Below are 17101 nucleotides of genomic sequence, written 5' to 3' on the forward strand. Positions count from 1 at the left end.
CTCTTACTTTTCCGGCTTCAGAAGGATCTCGTCCTTATTGACCAGTCCCAGCTTTTCCTTCGCAACTTTTTCTATATATTCTTTTGTCTGGACGTAAACCCGGTACTCCTCCAGATCCTCCGCCCGCTTTTCCTCTGCAGCCTTCTCCTTTTCCAGCTGCTCCTCCCGGAGGCGGTACTGCAGATCCCTTTCCTTCAGGGAGATCCCGCTTAAATGCACTGTGATAGCCAGACTGAGCACAACCAGGGTGATGCCTGTAAGGGCAAGACGGTTGGCGGCTCTCTCCTTCTTCTTTCTTCTCGCTGTTCTGCTGTTTTTCTTCACTCAGGCCGCCTCCTTTACGTGTTCTGCTTGTCTGGGGAGCTGTAAGCTCCTGCATCTTCATCTTTTCTTCATTCTAAAATATTTCTTCACTTTTTTCAATAGGGCAGGCAGAATCCGGCTGAAGGTTTTGTCCCATAAAAGCATTCCGATGAGCACAGAGGCAATAATGTAGATTCTCACCTCTCCCCCGTTTTTTACACTCAGAAGCGCAAAGCAGGAAATGCCGGAAAACAGCCAATAGACTACATCCTCAAGGCCTGTCCAAAGGGGAGTATGAGAAACGAGGAACCGAAACAGCCTCAGTACATCGTAGACCGCCATCAAAAAAATCCCCAGAACGAATCCGGCCGCCGCAAGAGAAAGCTCCGTGTACATTGTATCCATACGGCCGCCTCTATTTAAACAGACGGGCAAACAGCGATTCCCCCTGTTTGCGGTAGCTGTCATTAGACGAATAGGTAAGGCTGTCGACCATCCCCTCTATATCCACCTCTCCCTTTTCCAGCGTCAGGCGGCTGACATGCAGTCCTTTTCCCTTGACCGTGAGAAGGCCCATGTCTGTGTCCAGAACAATCTGATTTTCGTCAAAAGCCACTACGTCCTGAATTCCCGTCACGCTGCCCTTGCCCCGGTTCATCAGATCCAGCCGGTGGGGACGTCGGTTTATCTTTTCTTCCATAACAAAAACCTCCTGACATATTTAACTATTGTTAAATATATTAGGAGGTCTGTCTCTTTATGTTATAAATAACGGTAAAGTTCCTTCGCGTCATCCTTTTTCACCGTCTCGGCCACATCGAGGACTTCCACCTTCACAGATTTCACCCCAAACTGAATCTCTATGATGTCCCCTGTTTTCACCGCATAGGATGCCTTGACTGCCTTGTCATTGACCAGCACTCGCCCTGCATCGCAGGCCTCGTTGGCCACTGTTCTGCGCTTGATCAGACGCGATACCTTTAAAAACTTATCTAATCTCATTTAATTATGCGTTTACCATATCCTTTAACGCTTTTCCAGCTTTGAACTTTGGTGTCTTGGAAGCTGCGATCGGCATTGTCTCGCCTGTCTTCGGGTTTCTTCCCTCTCTTGCTGCTCTCTCAGAAACTTCAAAGGTTCCAAAACCAACTAACTGAATCTTTCCGCCCTTAACTAACTCCTCAGAAACTGTATCTGTGAAAGCCTTGATTGCCTTCTCTGCGTCCTTCTTGGAAAGCTCTGCCTTCTCAGCTACAGCTGCGATTAACTCTGTCTTATTCATGATTGATTCCTCCTACATCTTCTTGCGAATGAGTCCTGGCTGCCCTGAAGCCCGAAGGCCAAAACAGCAGTATTACTCCTGCTAAACCGCTAAACACTTTACCTTACATTTATATACATTTATACCTGCTTTGTCAAGGTTTTTTATGCTTTTTTAGCTTTTTGGGCACGGGCTTTTTCAGCTTTTTCAGCCCTTTTTATCTGCTCCCACTGGCTGCCTTCTTTTTCGTCTGTTTCCGGCACTCTTCCTCCAAAAACCTTCGGATGTCTGCGGACCATTTTGGCACTGATCCCGTCCACCACCTGCTCAAAAGTAAAGAGGCCCTGCTCCTGCGCCATCTGGCTGTAAAATACCACCTGAAACAGCAGATCTCCCAGCTCCTCGCAGAGATTGTCCATATCCTGCTGCTTTACAGCCTGAACCACCTCCTTGGCCTCCTCTGTCACACAGGAGACCATACTCTCAAAGGTCTGCCTTCTGTCCCACGGGCAGCCCTCCTCTGATCGGAGGATCCTCATAATGTTTCTCAGATCCTCAAGACTGTACGGAGCCTTCCTCTCCTCTGAATATTCTCTCTTCTTTTCTCTCAGATATTCTTCCACAGCCGCTTCCCCCTTTCAGCATAATGCCTATCCTTCGGATTTCTTTACCTATGGATTGTAACACATCCTCTCCCGGAAAGGGAAGAACAAGGTCTCTCCTGCAGAACAAAAAAGGCATCCTTCGCAGCATGGGACTGAACTGCCGCAGCCAGCCCTGCCTGAAGGACGCCCTGGACATCCGCTCTTAAAATCTCCTTAGCCCTCCATCTGACGTCCCAGAAAACCGGCGGCTGTGGAGACCAGCTTCAGCTCCGGCTCTCCGAATTTTATTCTGGACTCCCGGCTCAGGAGCGCCACAGCGCCGATGGCATCTCCCTCACAGATAATGGGGGCAATCACCTGTGCCGTTACGCCCTCCGGCTCTTCGGAGATAATGGGAATAAAATTTCTGTCGTCCTTTCCCGCCGTCACAATCTGGCGTTCCCCGATGAGGGTTTCCAGCTGCCTGCTGACAGGCTTCTGAAGATAATCTTTTTTGGGTCCTCCTGACACTGCAATCACCTGATCCCTGTCTGTGATGCACACTAAAAGGCCCGTGCTCTGGGCCATAGCCTCGGCGTACTGGGAGGCGAAGGCAGTCAGCTCTACCATAGGGGAATATTTTTTCAGGATAATTTCCCCCTCCCGGTCTGTAAAGATCTCCAGAGGGGTTCCCTCCCGAAGCCTAAGGGTGCGCCTGATCTCCTTGGGGATTACAACGCGGCCCAGGTCATCAATCCTTCTGACAATTCCCGTAGCTTTCATATAAAAATTCCTCCGTTTTACATATTTTTCTACATTTATCTTTCTGTGTTACCCGTAAATGTAGTATCTGTAAAACAGAGGAATTTATACCACAGACTTTCCTGTCTGCTCTTCATTGCTGACTGTTCTTTTATGGAAATTAAAAGGATTTCTGCACAGGCTATCACCCTTTCCTGTTTTTTTTCATCCAGAACAGAAAAACAAACACCAGAGCTGCTGCTGTCCCCGTTCCCGTCCAGCCGTTTCGCGTCAGTCCGGCGGCCAGGTAGCCGATGACACAAAAACCAGCTGTACACAGCACATAGGGAAGCTGTGTGGACACATGGTTGATATGATCGCACTGGGCGCCGGCGGAAGCCAGAATCGTGGTATCTGAAATGGGAGACATGTGATCCCCGCAGACCGCTCCCGCCAGAATTGCCGATGTGGCGATGGTGAGTCCATTCAAATCCTCAGCCCCCACCACGGCGAAGGCAATGGGGATGAGAATCCCGAAGGTCCCCCAGGAGGTACCCGTGGAAAAGGAAAGGCCGGCAGCCACCAGAAAGAGGAGAGCCGGCAGCAGCGCTCCCACCAGAGGGCTTGCCCCAACCACACTGCTCACATAGCCTCCGATATTCAGATACTCCTCGCCGCAGATTCCCGACAGCGTCCAGGCCAGGCACAGGATCATGACTGCCGGTATCATAGCCCTGATGCCGGAAGCGAATGTGCCGCAGAAATCTTTAAAGGAGAGCACCCGCCTGGCCAGATAGAAGGCAAAGATAAACACCAGAGTAAAAAAGGAGCCAAGTACCAGACTCAGCGCCGAGTCACACCCGGAAAAGGCCTCCACAACACCCTTGCCTTCCAGAATTCCGCCTGTGTAGAGCATAGCTCCCACACACAGAACGATCAGCACAAGAATCGGCACAGCCAGGTCTGCGACCTTTCCTCTTCCTCCGGCTTCGATTGTTTCCCCTTCCACGGTCTTTTCCCTGCCGGTTTTCAGAAATTCCTCCTCATATCGCTTCATCGCTGCAAAATCAAAGTCATTTAAAATTACAAACAGCAGGAAGATGATGGTGAGAATCGCATAGAGGTTAAACGGGATGGTGTGCAGAAACAGGGAAAAGCCGTCCACTCCGCTGTCCGCCGGAAGAGAGGAACCCACAGCCGCCGCCCAGCTTGAAATGGGAGCAATGATGCACACCGGAGCTGCCGTAGCGTCGATAATGTAGGCCAGCTTTGCCCGGCTGATCCTGTGCTTGTCCGTCACAGGGCGCATCACCGTGCCGACCGTCAGGCAGTTAAAATAGTCGTCCACAAAAATAAGGGCGCCCAGAAACATGGAGGCAAGCAGCGCTCCTCTCCTTGTCTTAATCGCACCGGACGCCCATTCCCCATAAGCCCTGGAGGCACCGGATCGGGTAATCAGCGCCACAATTATTCCCAAAAAGGAGAGAAATAAAAGAATATTAACATTTTCGCCTATCTTTCCTCCCATAATCCCAGTCATGGTTTCCACTGCATGGATGGGATTTGCCCCTGAAAACAGGAAGCAGCCTGCCAGAATTCCGATCAGAAGGGAGAGGTAAACCTCCTTCGTCAGCAGAGCCAGCCCGATTGCAGCCACCGGGGGAAGCAGGGAAAAAACAGTTCCGCTCATAGAATTTTCCTTTCTCTACTCAGTTTTCTGCCCTCCGGTTTTACACCTCAAACTAAGGCCGTATTCCGGCTTGGGCAAATTTCTTTTATACTCTAACGGCTGCCGGCACATCTGTCAAGCGGTTCCCTGTTTTTGTGCCCCAGTGCGATCCCCGCGGAGCGTTTTTATATAACAGGGAACGAAGTTTCCTGTTATATAAAAGAAGGGAAGGACTTGCACCCCAGCGTGCATCTTCCTTCCCCTCTTTTTTATCTTTTGTATTTATCTTTCAGGCCGGTTCGTCTGCAAACGGTTTTACAGCCATCATCAGCAGACGCCTTCATGCTTGTCTGCCGCCTCTGCTATGCTTCCGGCTCGTTCTGTGCAAGCTCCTCTGCCGTCTGCTCGTATTTCTCGAGAATCACCTTCTGGATCATATCTCTTGTCGAAGAGTTGATCGGATGAGCGATGTCCCTGTACTCGCCGTCAGTGGCCCTGCGGCTCGGCATGGCAATGAAAAGTCCCTTCTCCCCCTCAATTACTTTGATGTCGTGGACGACAAACTCATTGTCCAGTGTGATGGACACAATCGCTCTCATCTTGCCTTCCTTTTCAATCCGTCTTACTCTCACATCTGTAATCTGCATAAATTAACCCCTCTTCCGTCCCATGTCAAGTTAAGTCTGTGCACTGTCAGCTGACCGGCTCACTATATGGTAAAGCGCTCGTTTTTCTCAATCACAATCTTTACATTATCCGGCGCCCCGATATGCGTAGTGTTTGCACGAATGGTATCGCGGCTTTCTACGATACAGTTTTCAATAACTGTGTTATCACCGATATACACATCATTCAGAATAATCGAATTCTTAATCACACAGTTGTTTCCGATATAGACCTTTTTAAAGAGGACGGAGTTTTCAACGGTTCCGTTCAGAATACAGCCGCTGGAAACAAGACTGTTCTTTACCTCCGCTCCCGGATTGTACTTGGCAGGCGGAAGATCGTCTACCTTGGAATAAATTTCAGGATACTCGCGGAAGAAGTAGTGCCTTACCTCCGGCTTTAAGAAATCCATATTCGTCTTGTAATAGGAATCTACAGAAGCAATATTGCTCCAGTAAGAATCCAGCTTGTATGCGTAAATTCTCTTTAAATTCTTATAGCGCACCAGAATATCCGTCACGAAATCATATCTGTCTTCAGCAGCGCAGCGCTCCAGAAGTTCAATGAGCTGGCGTCTTCTGATTACATAGATGCCGCAGGAAATCGTGTTGGAGGTGGCAAGCATCGGCTTCTCCTCAAAGTCAATGATCCGTCCCTCCTCGTTTGTCTTGACAAGTCCGAATCGGGTGGTATCCTCTTCCGGCCCTACATCCTTGCACACAATGGTGATGTCGGCCTTCTTTTCAATATGATACTCCAGAACCTTGTGGTAATCCAGCTTGTAAATACAGTCTCCTCCTGCAATCACCACATATGGCTCATGGCTCTTTTTAAGAAAATCCAGATTCTGGTAGAGGGCGTCAGCCGTTCCCCTGTACCAGTCGCTGTGCTCTGCCGTGATTGTGGGGGTGAACACATACATGCCTCCCTGTTTTCTTCCGAAATCCCACCACTTGGAAGAACTTAAATGCTCATTCAGGGAACGGGAATTGTACTGGGTAAGCACAGCCACACTCTGGATATGGGAGTTGCTCATATTGCTGAGTACAAAGTCAACGCTTCGGAAGCTTCCTGCCACCGGCATGGCAGCGATTGCCCTCTTGTTGGATAGTTCTTTCATTCTCTTGCTGTTTCCGCCTGCTAAAACAATACCGATCGCTCTCATTGTACTCCACCTGCCTTTATGATATAGTCTCCGCTTTCCAGTAATCCGCCATGATAATCTGAGCTCTCTGTCTCACCTGAGATAGCAGTGTTCCTTCCCACCTTCACGCCGTCGGGAATGATGGAATGTTCACCGATGGTCACAAGGTCAAACTGATATACTTTCGGATCATATTTGCTGGGAGCATAATCGCCTACGCCGATCTGTGCATTCTGGCCGATCACCACATCTTCGGCAACTATAGCCTTGTCCACAACCGTGCCTGCGCCAATCACACTTCCCTTCATTATGATGGAATCCCTCACCACTGCCCCTTCGCCGATGGTGACGCCTGCTCCTACTACGGAGTTAGTCACTTCGCCGTAAATCTCAGAGCCCTCTCCTATGATGCTTCTCTCAATCCTGGCATCGGAGGATATATACTGGGGCGGAATAATATCGCTCTTTGTGTAGATTCTCCAGTACTCCTCATACAGATTAAACTCGGGAATAATATCTATCAGCTCCATATTTGCTTCCCAGTAGGAGCCGAGAGTTCCCACATCCTTCCAGTAACCGTTGTACTCATAGGCGAATATTCTCTTTCCGGACGAGAAGCAGTAAGGGATGACATGTTTTCCGAAGTCGCAGCCTGGTTCCTCTGAGAGCTTAATAAGAGCGTCACGAAGTACAGGCCAGCTGAAAATATAAATTCCCATGGACGCCAGATTGCTTCTCGGGTTAGCAGGTTTCTCTTCAAATTCTGTAATGCGGTTTTTATCATCTGTGATCAGGATTCCGAAACGGCTTGCCTCTTCAATCGGTACAGGCATAGCTGCGATCGTGACATCCGCATTGTTTGCCTTGTGATATTCCAGCATCACTTCGTAGTCCATCTTATAAATATGATCGCCGGAAAGGATCAGCACATAGTCCGGATTATACGTTTCCATATATTCCAGATTCTGATAAATAGCGTTGGCCGTTCCTGTATACCAGTCGCTTCCCTTGCTTCTCTCATACGGCGGAAGGACGGTAACCCCTCCAACATTGCGGTCCAGATCCCACGGAATACCAATTCCGATGTGGGCGTTCAGACGCAGCGGCTGATACTGAGTAAGAACTCCCACCGTGTCAACTCCCGAATTAATACAGTTGCTGAGCGGGAAGTCAATAATCCTGTACTTTCCGCCAAAGGAAACCGCCGGCTTTGCCACTTTCTGTGTCAGAACGCCCAGGCGGCTGCCCTGCCCACCTGCTAAAAGCATAGCAATCATTTCTTTTTTGATCACGTTATCACCCCTTGATGTATATTTGCTTGTGTGCTTTATTCTGTATCATGTATTATAGCACAATAATTGGAAAAAGTGAACAAATTACCAAATGATTTTCTATATTTTTTGTACATATTCCGACATTTTGTCTGTCATATCACCATAAAATGTCAAATTCCACTGTATATTGTGCTTTCCATCCCCTGTATATACAACCAGCAGTTTAAAAATCCCTTTCTTCCCCTTGAATCCACAGGAAAAATACAGTATAATGGCTTCATTGAAAATTTGTCTGAAAATCTCAGACAGAGTCTGGTTCTATTTCTGAAACACAAATCGGTTCGGAAGGCCTCCGCAGAAAAACTGCGTCATCGGCGCCGTTTCTGTTCTGGGGAGCGGTCGGCTTTAACGGCATCCGGGCCGTTTATTAAACACAAAAGGAGCACTGTTATGGATTTAATTACCGTTAGAGAGATTTACAGGGACAGGGAAAAATTCCTTGGAAAAGAAATCCGGATCGGCGGATGGGTGAGAAGCGTCCGCGATTCCAAAACCTTTGGCTTTATCGTAGTCAGCGACGGAAGCTACTTTGAAACGCTTCAGGTCGTTTACCATGACAATATGGAAAATTTCAATGAGATCAGCAAGCTGAATGTAGGAGCGGCTATACTCGTAAAGGGAACTCTCGTCGCCACACCGGAGGCCAAGCAGCCCTTTGAGATCCAGGCCACAGAGGTTTTAGTGGAGGGAGCATCCTCCCCTGACTACCCGCTTCAGAAGAAACGCCACAGCCTTGAGTATCTGAGAACCATCTCCCATCTGCGTCCGAGGACGAACACCTTCCAGGCTGTGTTCCGCGTGCGTTCCCTGATCGCCTACGCCATCCACCAGTATTTCCAGGAGAGGGACTTTGTCTATGTCCACACGCCTCTGATTACGGGAAGCGACTGCGAGGGCGCAGGAGAGATGTTCCAGGTGACAACCATGGATCTGGCCAATGTTCCCAAAGCTTCCGACGGTTCTGTAGACTTCTCCCAGGACTTCTTTGGAAAGCCCACAAACCTGACGGTCAGCGGCCAGCTGAACGCGGAGACCTACGCCATGGCCTTCCGGAATGTCTACACCTTCGGCCCCACCTTCCGCGCTGAGAACTCCAACACCACCCGCCATGCGGCTGAATTCTGGATGATCGAGCCGGAGATGGCATTCGCCGATCTGAACGACAATATGGCTCTTGCAGAGAGCATGTTAAAATATGTGATCCGCTACGTGCTGGAGCACGCACCGGAGGAGATGAACTTCTTCAACCAGTTTATTGACAAGGGACTGCTCGACCGGCTGAACCACGTATTAAACTCCGAGTTCGGCCATGTGACCTACACAGAGGCCGTGAAGCTTCTGGAGGAGCACAACGACGAGTTTGATTACAAGGTATTCTGGGGCTGCGACCTGCAGACAGAGCATGAGCGCTACCTGACAGAGCAGATCTTCAAGCGCCCTGTATTTGTTACAGATTATCCGAAGGAGATCAAGGCCTTCTATATGAAGATGAATGAGGACGGAAAGACTGTAGCCGCCATGGACTGCCTGGTACCTGGAATCGGAGAGATCATCGGAGGAAGCCAGAGAGAGGACGACTATGAGAAGCTCCTTGCCCGCATGGATGAGCTGGGCCTTAAGAAGGAGGACTACGGCTTCTATCTGGATCTGAGGAAATACGGTTCTGTGCGCCACTCCGGCTTCGGACTGGGCTTTGAGCGCTGCGTTATGTACCTGACCGGAATGGGCAACATCCGCGACGTAATCCCATTCCCGAGAACCGTCAACAACTGTGAGCTGTAAGGGCATCACCGGATAACCGAAGAGCTGCAGCTCACAGACAGCAGCCGTTTAAGTTCCGGCATAAAAGAATATCAGTGAGCAGAGAGGGTATCTCAAAAGATGGCTGTGTGCCTTCCTCGAGATACCCTTTTATCTTTATCTGTTGCCGCTGTCTGGCTGGAATTTGACGGCTGTATTTCAGCGGATGCTGTCTGTGGGCTGGCGCTTATTTTTAACTGTTTTATCTTGCCGCCCGCGTTCTGGCAAGCCTTCCTTTGGCGGATGTTTCCTCCTCTCTGGAAGGAAAGCTGCGCAGGCGGTCTAAAAGGGGGACTGATATCTTGAAATTTATCCATACGGGGGATATTCACTGGGGAATGGCTCCTGACAGTGACAAGCCCTGGAGCAGGGAGCGGGCCAGGGATATCCGCGAAACCTTTGCCGCCATTATCGGCAAGGCCAGAGAGCTGTCTGTGGATTTTCTCTTTATCGCAGGCGATCTGTTTCACCGGCAGCCGCTCTTAAAGGACTTGAAGGAGGTGAATTATCTCTTCTCCACCATTCCCGACGTGCGGGTGGTTTTGATTGCTGGAAATCATGACCGGGTGAGAAAAAACTCTGCTGTCCTGAGCTTTACCTGGGCGTCCAATGTGACATTTCTGGCAGACGAGGAGTTCTCCTCCGTCTATTTTGAGGAGCTGCACACAGAGGTCACAGGCTTTTCCTACTGGAGCGCAGAGATTGCCGAAGCAAGGCTGAACGATATATCAGCGCCTGACGACGGTCTGATCCACATTCTTCTCGGCCACGGAGGGGATGTGAAGCATGTCCCTGTGGACCGGGAGGCTCTGCTTCGGGCAGGCTTTTCCTATGTGGCCCTGGGCCATATCCACAAACCTGAAATTTCCCAGAGCCTGCGCCTTGCCTGGTGCGGCTCCCCCGAGCCTCTTGACAAGACGGAAACAGGGCGGCACGGAATCATCTATGGAGAGATCAGCGAGACAAGCCTTCGGGTAACCAACCTGGAATTTATCCCCATGGCTAAGATTCAGTATATTCCCCTGATGGTAAATGTGACCCCAGGCACCACCAACACGGAGCTGTTTCTGCGCATGTCCCAGGAGATAGAAAAACGGGGCACAGAACATATTTACCGGTTCCGCATCCGCGGCATGAGAGATCCCGACATCTCCTTTGATCTGGAGTCTCTGATGATGCGCTACCGGATTGCGGATATCCTAGACGAGTCGGAGCCGCAGTACGATTTCAGCGCCCTTTTTGCGGAGCATCCCAGCGATATGATCGGTTTTTATATCCAGGCGCTGCAGAAGCCGGACATGAGCCCTGTAGAGAAAAAAGCCCTCTACTACGGCATCCACGCCCTGCTTCTGACTACAGACGAAAGGAGCTAGGGGAATCAGACCATGCGTTTTCTCGATTTATACATAAAGGGATTTGGAAAATTTCACGATACCTTCCTCTCCTTCGAGGACGGCCTTAACATCGTCTACGGAAAAAACGAGGCCGGGAAGTCCACCATTCACACCTTTATCCGCGGAATGCTCTTCGGCATCGAGCGTCAGAGGGGAAGGGCCGCCAAAAATGACCTCTACAGCAAATATGAGCCGTGGGAGAACAGCTCCACCTACGAGGGGCAGCTGCGCCTTGAGTCTGACGGCGTTGTATACCGCTTTGAGAGGAGCTTTCAGAAAAACAAAAAGGGCTTTATCGTGATCAATGAGACAGCCGGCAGGGAGGTGGAGCCCACGAAGGCCTTCATGGACGAGCTCCTCTGCGGTCTCAGTGAAACAGCCTACAACAACACCATCAGCATCGGCCAGTTAAAGAGCGCAACCGAGGACGGCATGATCTCGGAGCTGAAAAACTACATTGCCAACATGAACACCTCCGGAAATATGGCTCTGAATATCACCAGGGCCACAGCCTACTTAAAAAACCAGAAGCGGCAGTTTGAGAGCCAGCTCATGCCGGAGGCCGCCAGAACCTATACCTCTCTTCTGGGGGAAATCAAAAATCTGGAAAGGGAAATTTCTTCCCCTGAGTATGAAAACCAGCTCCGGTCTTTCACCCGGGAACGCTCTGAGCTCAAAGCAGCCATTGAAAAGAAGCAGGCAGAGCGGGATGAACTTCTCCACCGCATTGAAAAGGGCCGAAAGGCCCTGGCTGAATTTGAGTTTACGGACGCCCAGTCTGTCTCCTCCTATCTGGATCATGCCGAGGACATTTACAGACAGTACAGGGAGGCCGCTGCCGGAGCGGAGAAAAAATCTCTCCGGATTCTGGGGGGACTCTTTGCAGGGGCCGGCTTTCTTCTGCTTCTGGCTGCTGCCTACTTCTTTTACTGGGGCTTTGTGCCGGACAATACGCTCCTTCCCTGGATGCCCCAGGAGATCGACGCCCTGCTGTCCGCCTCCGCCGTGTCCTGCGCAGCGGCTGTGTCCTTCTTTGCAGCCGTTATCCTGCGCCTGAAGATCCGGCAGTCAAAAAAGACGGCCTCCCTGTGCGCCTCCACCCTGACAGAAATTTTCCGGAGGCATCTGGGAGACCAAACGGTGGGTGAGAACGCCATGGAGGCTCTCCGTGCCAGAATGGAGGAGTTTGTAAGGCTGTGCCATATGCTCTCCCGCTCAGAGGAGGCTGTGAGACAGCAGAGGGATATGGTAGAGCAGCTGCAGGTTCGACAGAATGAATGCTCAGAGACCATTGAACGCCAGCAGAGGATCCAGTGGGAGCTGGAAAAGAAGCTGGAACACCTGGCGGAGCTTAAGGATCAGGCCGCTGCCCTGCGCCAGATTATCGCTGAAAATGACAGAATCAGGGAAGAGATCGCAGCCATTGAGATGGCTCAGGATACTATGAAGGAGCTGTCCATGTCCATCCGCGACTCTTTCGGACTCTATCTCAACAAGGCGGCCTCTGAACTCATAAGCGGGATTACAGGAGGGCTATACAGCAGCATGAGCATCGACGAGAACCTGAACGCCTTCCTCAACACGAAAAGGAAGCTGATCCCTCTCGAACAGGTGAGCAGCGGAACGGCTGACCAGATTTACCTGGCTCTCAGGCTGGCGGCTGCCAAGTTTATCCAGAACGGGCGGGATGCCATGCCCCTGATCTTTGATGACAGCTTCGTCCTCTACGACGACGACCGGCTTAAAACGGCCTTAAAGTGGCTTACAAAAGCCTACAGCGGCCAGATTATCGTGTTTACCTGCCATAAGAGAGAACTGGCAATCCTCGAGCAGGAGGGAATTGCCCACCACGTAGTTCGGATATAAAAAAGTGTGCGCCAAGGCGCACACTCGCGCCGAGCGCGGTTGCCTTCAGGCAACATCTACCTTGCGTGCGAGTGCGAAGCAGGATTCTCCGCCTGCGGCGGGTCGCAGAAGCGGCATTTTCCTTACCAACCCAGTGCGATCCCCGCGAAGCGTTTTTATATAACAGGGAACGAAGTTTCCTGTTATGAAATGCCCTGCCAGATATTCTTCTTTTCTGGCAGGGCATTTTGTGCATATTTCTGTATCACTTCGCACATCCCTATGAATTCACAGCTCTCTGCGGCGTCTGGCCGCCTCTCTGAGCTATCTGCGCTCCCCCCGGGGCACCTCCTCATGCTCCTTAAACATATAGGCTCCGGATCTGTAATTTCCCATCTCCTCGTATACATTTGAGAAGCCCTCGCCCACCGGAATCGTGTGGCTGACTCCGCTGCGGTAGGCCAGCTTCAGAAATACAGGCGTTACAATAGTGGTGATAATGACCACCAGCACCACAGGTCCCAAAAATGTGCTTCCCAGCAGGCCCAGAGCCTCACCCTTGCTGGCCACAATCAGGGCAACCTCGCCTCGGGAAATCATTCCGACTCCAATTCTGACACATTCCTCATTGGTGTAGCCGCAGAGCCTGGCGCCGATTCCGCAGCCGATCACCTTTGTCAGAATGGCAACCAGCACAAGGCTGGCAGAGAAGAGAATCACTGTGGAGTTCATAGACGGCAGCGATACCTTCAGCCCGATGCTGGCAAAAAAGATGGGAGAAAGGTAGGCATAGGACAGCACGTCAAACTTGGAGGCCAGGAATTTCGTTCTCTGCGTACTGGAAATGACAACTCCTGCGATAAAGGCGCCTGTGATATCTGCCACTCCGAAAAAGGTTTCCGCAACGTAGGACATAAGCAGACAGAATACAAAGGCAATCAGAACATGGCGGTGGAGGCCCCGCTCTGCATGCATTATCCAGTTTACATAAAATTTATGAAACAGAACTCCCACTACCAGGGCAAAGACGAAAAAGCCGGCTATTTTTAGCAGAATCACACTGAGATGGACGCTGGAATCTGCCACACTCGTAATGATGGTAAGGGCGATAATGCCCAGCACGTCGTCGATGATCGCAGCTCCCAGAATGGCATTTCCCGAACGGGTTTTGAGCTTTCCCAGCTCCTTCAGAGTTTCCACGGTAATGCTCACAGAGGTCGCAGTCAGTATGACTCCGATAAACATATTCTGTAAAAAAAGGCTTCCGCCCGCATCCGATTCAATCATACCGGGACGGTTAAAAAGCATGGCGACGGCATATCCGCCTAACAGAGGCACAATCACTCCGATCAGGGCAATAATAAACGACGCACGCCCGCTTTTTTTTAGCTCCTCCAGATCCGTTTCCATACCGGCGCAGAACATAAGGACAATGACTCCTATCTCCGCTGTCTTTTTCACGAAATCCGTTTCCTGAACCAGACCGAGCATGGCCGGCCCGAGAATGAGCCCTGCCAGCAGGGCTCCCACTACCTGCGGCATCTGAAATTTTCTTGTCGCAAGTCCTAACAGTTTTGTGCTGAGCAGAATGGCTGCTATATCACACAGGTATTGGTATTCCCCCATCTTCACACACCCCTTTTATATATTTTGTCTAAAAATACCCCTTTTTTCTCCAGATTTTAGTACGTATTTATGAATTTTCTATGAACACTGGCAGACCTTTGTATTAAAATTATGCTAAGATCTGAATCTTTGACTCTTAAGGAGCAGTTGTCATTCCCCCGTCACCACCCACTTGATGCAGCCGTCCTGTTTTTTCTCAAATATCTCATACCCTTCTAATATATCGTCCAACCTTCCTCTATGAGTAATGAGAAAGTCTGTTTTCAGCTTACCTTCCTTTAAAAGCTCCAGAAGCCGCGGACAGCGGCAGGCGTCCACTCCCCCTGTCTTAAAGATCAGATTCTTTCCATACATCCGGGTCAGCGGCAGTACCGGATCGGTCTCGTACATTGCCACCAGAGCCACGATGGCGTTGGGGCGGGCCAGCTGCCAGGCCAGTTCAAAGGACTGTTCATTTCCGGCCGCCTCAATGACAGAGTCGGCTCCTCTCCCCTCTGTCAGACGTTTCACAGCCTCCGCTGCAGCTCTTCCCGTCTCCTCCAGATACACGTGGGCCAGCTCATTTTCCCTGGCCACACGGAGCCTGTATGTATTGGGATCAATGAGAATCACCTGGCCGGCCCCCATCAGCCGGGCGGACTGGGCGGCGCACATTCCCACAGGGCCTGCGCCGATCACTGCCGTCGTATCCCCCGGCTTAATCTCGCACAGCTCTGCCCCCCAGTAGCCGCTGGACAGGATATCCCCCGTAAAGAGCGCCTGCTCCTCAGTCAGCCCATCGGGAATCCGGTAAAGACTCGTGTCGGCCAGGGGAACCCGGACGTATTCTGCCTGGCACCCGTCTATGGTGCAGCCCAGAAGCCAGCCCCCATGGAGGCAGTTGTTGACATATCCGCGCCGGCAGTACCAGCACTCCCCGCAGATGGTTTCGCAGTTGGCTGCAACCCTGTCTCCTGTTTTCAGCCCCTTCACTCCTGTTCCTGTTTCTACAATCTCTCCGGCAAACTCATGTCCCAGGATCACCCCTTCCCTGGCTCTCGGGACCGCTCCGTTTCGGATATGGAGATCGCTGGTGCAGATGGTGGAGCGCGTCACCTTCACAATCGCATCCCCGGGCTCTTGAATCGTCGGTATCGGCCGTCTCGTAAGGCACAGCTTGCCCGGTCCTTTAAATACAAGTGCTTTCATCATGTTGTTTTCCATATAGGCTTCCCCCTTCCATATTCTCCTGCCTGACGAGTTTTCCTGCACGGGAAATCAGGCGGTTTTCCTGCGCGGCAGCCGCAAAAAGGAGGCAGCCCTTCAAAAGCGGCAGCCTCCTTCCCGTTCTCTGTCTGATCTTTTCTGATCGTTTCTGATTTATTCTGTTCTTTTCTGATCGTTTCTGTTCTCTGCTGATGCTGTTATGGGTGTTTTAAACAGTCCGGCCAGGAGAATCCCCTGGCTCAGCTCCCGCGCATCACCCGGCTATTCTCTGATGCCTGCCTTGTATTTGCTGATCAGCCGGTTGATCCTCCCTGTGGGGTTTAAAAGCTCGCTTAAGGAGGCATCGTGGTTCAGGTTGTCGATGATCAGTGCAATATATTTGCTCATATCCACATCGATGTAGTAGGGCCTGGAAAGCAGATCTGCTGACTGATAAACCAGGTTTGTGGTCAGCACACGGTCAATCAGGCCATTCTCATAGTATTCGTCAAATTTCTGAAGGCCGTTTGTGAAAAGTCCGAAGGTAGCGCACACAAATACCTTTCTCGCCTTCCTTCTCTTTAACTCCTTGGCCACATCCAGCATACTCTCGCCGGAGGAGATCATGTCATCCACAATGATCACATCCTTGCCCTCCACGCTGCTTCCCAGGAACTCGTGAGCGACAATCGGGTTTCTTCCGTTCACGATCTTGGTGTAGTCGCGGCGCTTGTAGAACATGCCCATATCCAGTCCCAGGACGTTTGCGAAATAGACGGCACGGCGCATTCCGCCCTCGTCGGGGCTGATGACCATCATATGCTCGTTGTCAATCTCAAGCTCCTTCTCATTCTTTAAGAGGTACTTGATAAACTGGTAAATCGGCTGTACGGTTTCAAATCCCTTTAAGGGGATCGCATTCTGAACCCTCGGATCGTGGGCATCGAAGGTGATAATGTTCTCCACTCCCATTTTCACCAGCTCCTGAAGGGCCAGGGCACAGTCTAAGGATTCTCGGCCGGTGCGCTTGTGCTGGCGGCTCTCATAGAGGAACGGCATAATGACGTTGATTCTTCTGGCCTTTCCGCCCACAGCGGCGATCACGCGCTTTAAGTCCTGGAAATGGTCGTCCGGCGACATGTGATTCACCTTTCCGCTCAGGGAATAGGTAAGGCTGTGATTGCACACATCCACCATCAGATAGAGATCATCTCCGCGGACAGATTCATTCAGGGTTCCCTTGCCCTCGCCGGAGCCAAAGCGCGGCGTGCCTGCGTCGATCATGTAGGAATCCTTCTGGTAGCCGGCGAATGCGATTGTGGTCTTATGCTCGCTCTCCCTCTCTCTTCTCCAGTCAACCAGATACCGGTCAACCTTCTCGCCCAGGGTCCTGCAGCTCTTAAGCGGAATTAACCCCAGAGGCCCTACAGGGATCGTTTCAATGATTTTCTCTTCGTACAGCATGTTTTTCCTCCAAACCTGTCATCACTCTCTGCGGCAGGGCCGCAGCTGCTGTCTGACAGTCAATAAGATTATGAAATAAATGTAA

At 51.0% G+C, this 17101-nt stretch carries 17 protein-coding genes; 3 read left to right on the plus strand and 14 right to left on the minus strand.

What is annotated here, in order from left to right; all coding sequences use genetic code 11:
* Nucleotides 1-3: 3 nt before the first annotated feature.
* The 11 genes from DW757_RS04505 to DW757_RS04555 all read right to left on the minus strand — a co-directional run bounded on the left by DW757_RS04505 (nucleotide 4) and on the right by DW757_RS04555 (nucleotide 7660).
* Nucleotides 4-324, minus strand: coding sequence for a septum formation initiator (locus tag DW757_RS04505; RefSeq protein ID WP_008396761.1), 321 nt, complete (start codon nucleotides 322-324; stop codon nucleotides 4-6).
* A 57-nt stretch (nucleotides 325-381) separates the two neighbouring features.
* Nucleotides 382-708 (minus strand): spore cortex biosynthesis protein YabQ, encoded by a 327-nt coding sequence (yabQ, locus tag DW757_RS04510; RefSeq protein ID WP_008396763.1) that lies wholly within the window; start codon nucleotides 706-708, stop codon nucleotides 382-384.
* A 10-nt stretch (nucleotides 709-718) separates the two neighbouring features.
* A complete protein-coding gene (gene yabP / locus DW757_RS04515; protein WP_008396765.1) occupies nucleotides 719-1003 on the minus strand; it encodes a sporulation protein YabP in 285 nt (94 codons plus the stop codon).
* Between the two features lie 62 nt (nucleotides 1004-1065).
* Nucleotides 1066-1305, minus strand: coding sequence for an RNA-binding S4 domain-containing protein (locus DW757_RS04520; protein WP_008396766.1), 240 nt, complete (start codon nucleotides 1303-1305; stop codon nucleotides 1066-1068).
* 4 nt (nucleotides 1306-1309) lie between these two features.
* Nucleotides 1310-1585, minus strand: a complete 276-nt coding sequence (locus DW757_RS04525) for an HU family DNA-binding protein (protein WP_008396767.1) — start codon at nucleotides 1583-1585, stop codon at nucleotides 1310-1312.
* A 143-nt stretch (nucleotides 1586-1728) separates the two neighbouring features.
* Nucleotides 1729-2187 (minus strand): MazG family protein, encoded by a 459-nt coding sequence (locus DW757_RS04530; RefSeq protein WP_008396768.1) that lies wholly within the window; start codon nucleotides 2185-2187, stop codon nucleotides 1729-1731.
* 195 nt (nucleotides 2188-2382) lie between these two features.
* Nucleotides 2383-2931 (minus strand): stage V sporulation protein T, encoded by a 549-nt coding sequence (spoVT, locus tag DW757_RS04535; protein ID WP_015572818.1) that lies wholly within the window; start codon nucleotides 2929-2931, stop codon nucleotides 2383-2385.
* 163 nt (nucleotides 2932-3094) lie between these two features.
* On the minus strand, nucleotides 3095-4579 hold the full coding sequence (locus DW757_RS04540) for a Na+/H+ antiporter NhaC family protein (protein ID WP_015544063.1): 1485 nt from the start codon (nucleotides 4577-4579) through the stop codon (nucleotides 3095-3097).
* Nucleotides 4580-4920: 341 nt separating this feature from the next.
* On the minus strand, nucleotides 4921-5205 hold the full coding sequence (gene spoVG / locus DW757_RS04545; protein WP_008396860.1) for a septation regulator SpoVG: 285 nt from the start codon (nucleotides 5203-5205) through the stop codon (nucleotides 4921-4923).
* Nucleotides 5206-5267: 62 nt separating this feature from the next.
* A complete protein-coding gene (gene glgD / locus DW757_RS04550) occupies nucleotides 5268-6389 on the minus strand; it encodes a glucose-1-phosphate adenylyltransferase subunit GlgD (protein ID WP_008396862.1) in 1122 nt (373 codons plus the stop codon).
* Nucleotides 6386-7660 carry a glucose-1-phosphate adenylyltransferase gene (locus DW757_RS04555; RefSeq protein WP_008396864.1) on the minus strand — a complete coding sequence of 425 codons (1275 nt, stop codon included), beginning with the start codon at nucleotides 7658-7660 and terminating at the stop codon, nucleotides 6386-6388. The genes glgD and DW757_RS04555 overlap by 4 nt, the downstream gene beginning before the upstream one ends.
* Nucleotides 7661-8092: 432 nt before the next feature.
* Here DW757_RS04555 and asnS point away from each other — a divergent pair, with 432 nt between their 5' ends.
* The 3 genes from asnS (at nucleotide 8093) to DW757_RS04570 (ending at nucleotide 12762) form a co-directional block, all read left to right on the plus strand.
* Nucleotides 8093-9484, plus strand: a complete 1392-nt coding sequence (gene asnS / locus DW757_RS04560) for an asparagine--tRNA ligase (protein ID WP_015572817.1) — start codon at nucleotides 8093-8095, stop codon at nucleotides 9482-9484.
* Nucleotides 9485-9804: 320 nt separating this feature from the next.
* Nucleotides 9805-10875: a metallophosphoesterase gene (locus DW757_RS04565; RefSeq protein WP_021966802.1), complete on the plus strand. Its 1071-nt coding sequence runs from the start codon at nucleotides 9805-9807 to the stop codon at nucleotides 10873-10875.
* Nucleotides 10876-10887: 12 nt separating this feature from the next.
* On the plus strand, nucleotides 10888-12762 hold the full coding sequence (locus tag DW757_RS04570; RefSeq protein WP_118751087.1) for an AAA family ATPase: 1875 nt from the start codon (nucleotides 10888-10890) through the stop codon (nucleotides 12760-12762).
* 303 nt (nucleotides 12763-13065) lie between these two features.
* Here the strand turns inward: DW757_RS04570 and DW757_RS04580 are convergent, their stop codons facing one another.
* The 3 genes from DW757_RS04580 to DW757_RS04590 form a co-directional block, all read right to left on the minus strand.
* Nucleotides 13066-14367, minus strand: coding sequence for a cation:proton antiporter (locus DW757_RS04580; protein ID WP_118751089.1), 1302 nt, complete (start codon nucleotides 14365-14367; stop codon nucleotides 13066-13068).
* A 150-nt stretch (nucleotides 14368-14517) separates the two neighbouring features.
* Nucleotides 14518-15570 carry an alcohol dehydrogenase gene (locus DW757_RS04585; RefSeq protein ID WP_118751090.1) on the minus strand — a complete coding sequence of 351 codons (1053 nt, stop codon included), beginning with the start codon at nucleotides 15568-15570 and terminating at the stop codon, nucleotides 14518-14520.
* A 264-nt stretch (nucleotides 15571-15834) separates the two neighbouring features.
* Nucleotides 15835-17016 (minus strand): ribose-phosphate pyrophosphokinase, encoded by a 1182-nt coding sequence (locus DW757_RS04590; RefSeq protein ID WP_008396882.1) that lies wholly within the window; start codon nucleotides 17014-17016, stop codon nucleotides 15835-15837.
* Nucleotides 17017-17101: the final 85 nt, after the last annotated feature.

The sequence above is a fragment of the Clostridium sp. AM29-11AC genome, from assembly GCF_003480545.1.
In the GTDB taxonomy this organism is placed as follows: Bacteria; Bacillota; Clostridia; order Lachnospirales; family Lachnospiraceae; genus Otoolea; species Otoolea saccharolyticum_A.

Excerpts from the sequence above, each read along its gene's own strand:
- yabQ (WP_008396763.1), bottom strand. The coding sequence starts at position 708 with ATGGATACAATGTACACGGAGCTTTCTCTTGCGGCGGCCGGATTCGTT.
- yabP (WP_008396765.1), bottom strand. The coding sequence starts at position 1,003 with ATGGAAGAAAAGATAAACCGACGTCCCCACCGGCTGGATCTGATGAAC.
- DW757_RS04520 (WP_008396766.1), bottom strand. The coding sequence starts at position 1,305 with ATGAGATTAGATAAGTTTTTAAAGGTATCGCGTCTGATCAAGCGCAGA.
- DW757_RS04525 (WP_008396767.1), bottom strand. The coding sequence starts at position 1,585 with ATGAATAAGACAGAGTTAATCGCAGCTGTAGCTGAGAAGGCAGAGCTT.
- spoVT (WP_015572818.1), bottom strand. The coding sequence starts at position 2,931 with ATGAAAGCTACGGGAATTGTCAGAAGGATTGATGACCTGGGCCGCGTT.
- DW757_RS04540 (WP_015544063.1), bottom strand. The coding sequence starts at position 4,579 with ATGAGCGGAACTGTTTTTTCCCTGCTTCCCCCGGTGGCTGCAATCGGG.
- spoVG (WP_008396860.1), bottom strand. The coding sequence starts at position 5,205 with ATGCAGATTACAGATGTGAGAGTAAGACGGATTGAAAAGGAAGGCAAG.
- glgD (WP_008396862.1), bottom strand. The coding sequence starts at position 6,389 with ATGAGAGCGATCGGTATTGTTTTAGCAGGCGGAAACAGCAAGAGAATG.
- asnS (WP_015572817.1), top strand. The coding sequence starts at position 8,093 with ATGGATTTAATTACCGTTAGAGAGATTTACAGGGACAGGGAAAAATTC.
- DW757_RS04570 (WP_118751087.1), top strand. The coding sequence starts at position 10,888 with ATGCGTTTTCTCGATTTATACATAAAGGGATTTGGAAAATTTCACGAT.
- DW757_RS04580 (WP_118751089.1), bottom strand. The coding sequence starts at position 14,367 with ATGGGGGAATACCAATACCTGTGTGATATAGCAGCCATTCTGCTCAGC.
- DW757_RS04585 (WP_118751090.1), bottom strand. The coding sequence starts at position 15,570 with ATGGAAAACAACATGATGAAAGCACTTGTATTTAAAGGACCGGGCAAG.
- DW757_RS04590 (WP_008396882.1), bottom strand. The coding sequence starts at position 17,016 with ATGCTGTACGAAGAGAAAATCATTGAAACGATCCCTGTAGGGCCTCTG.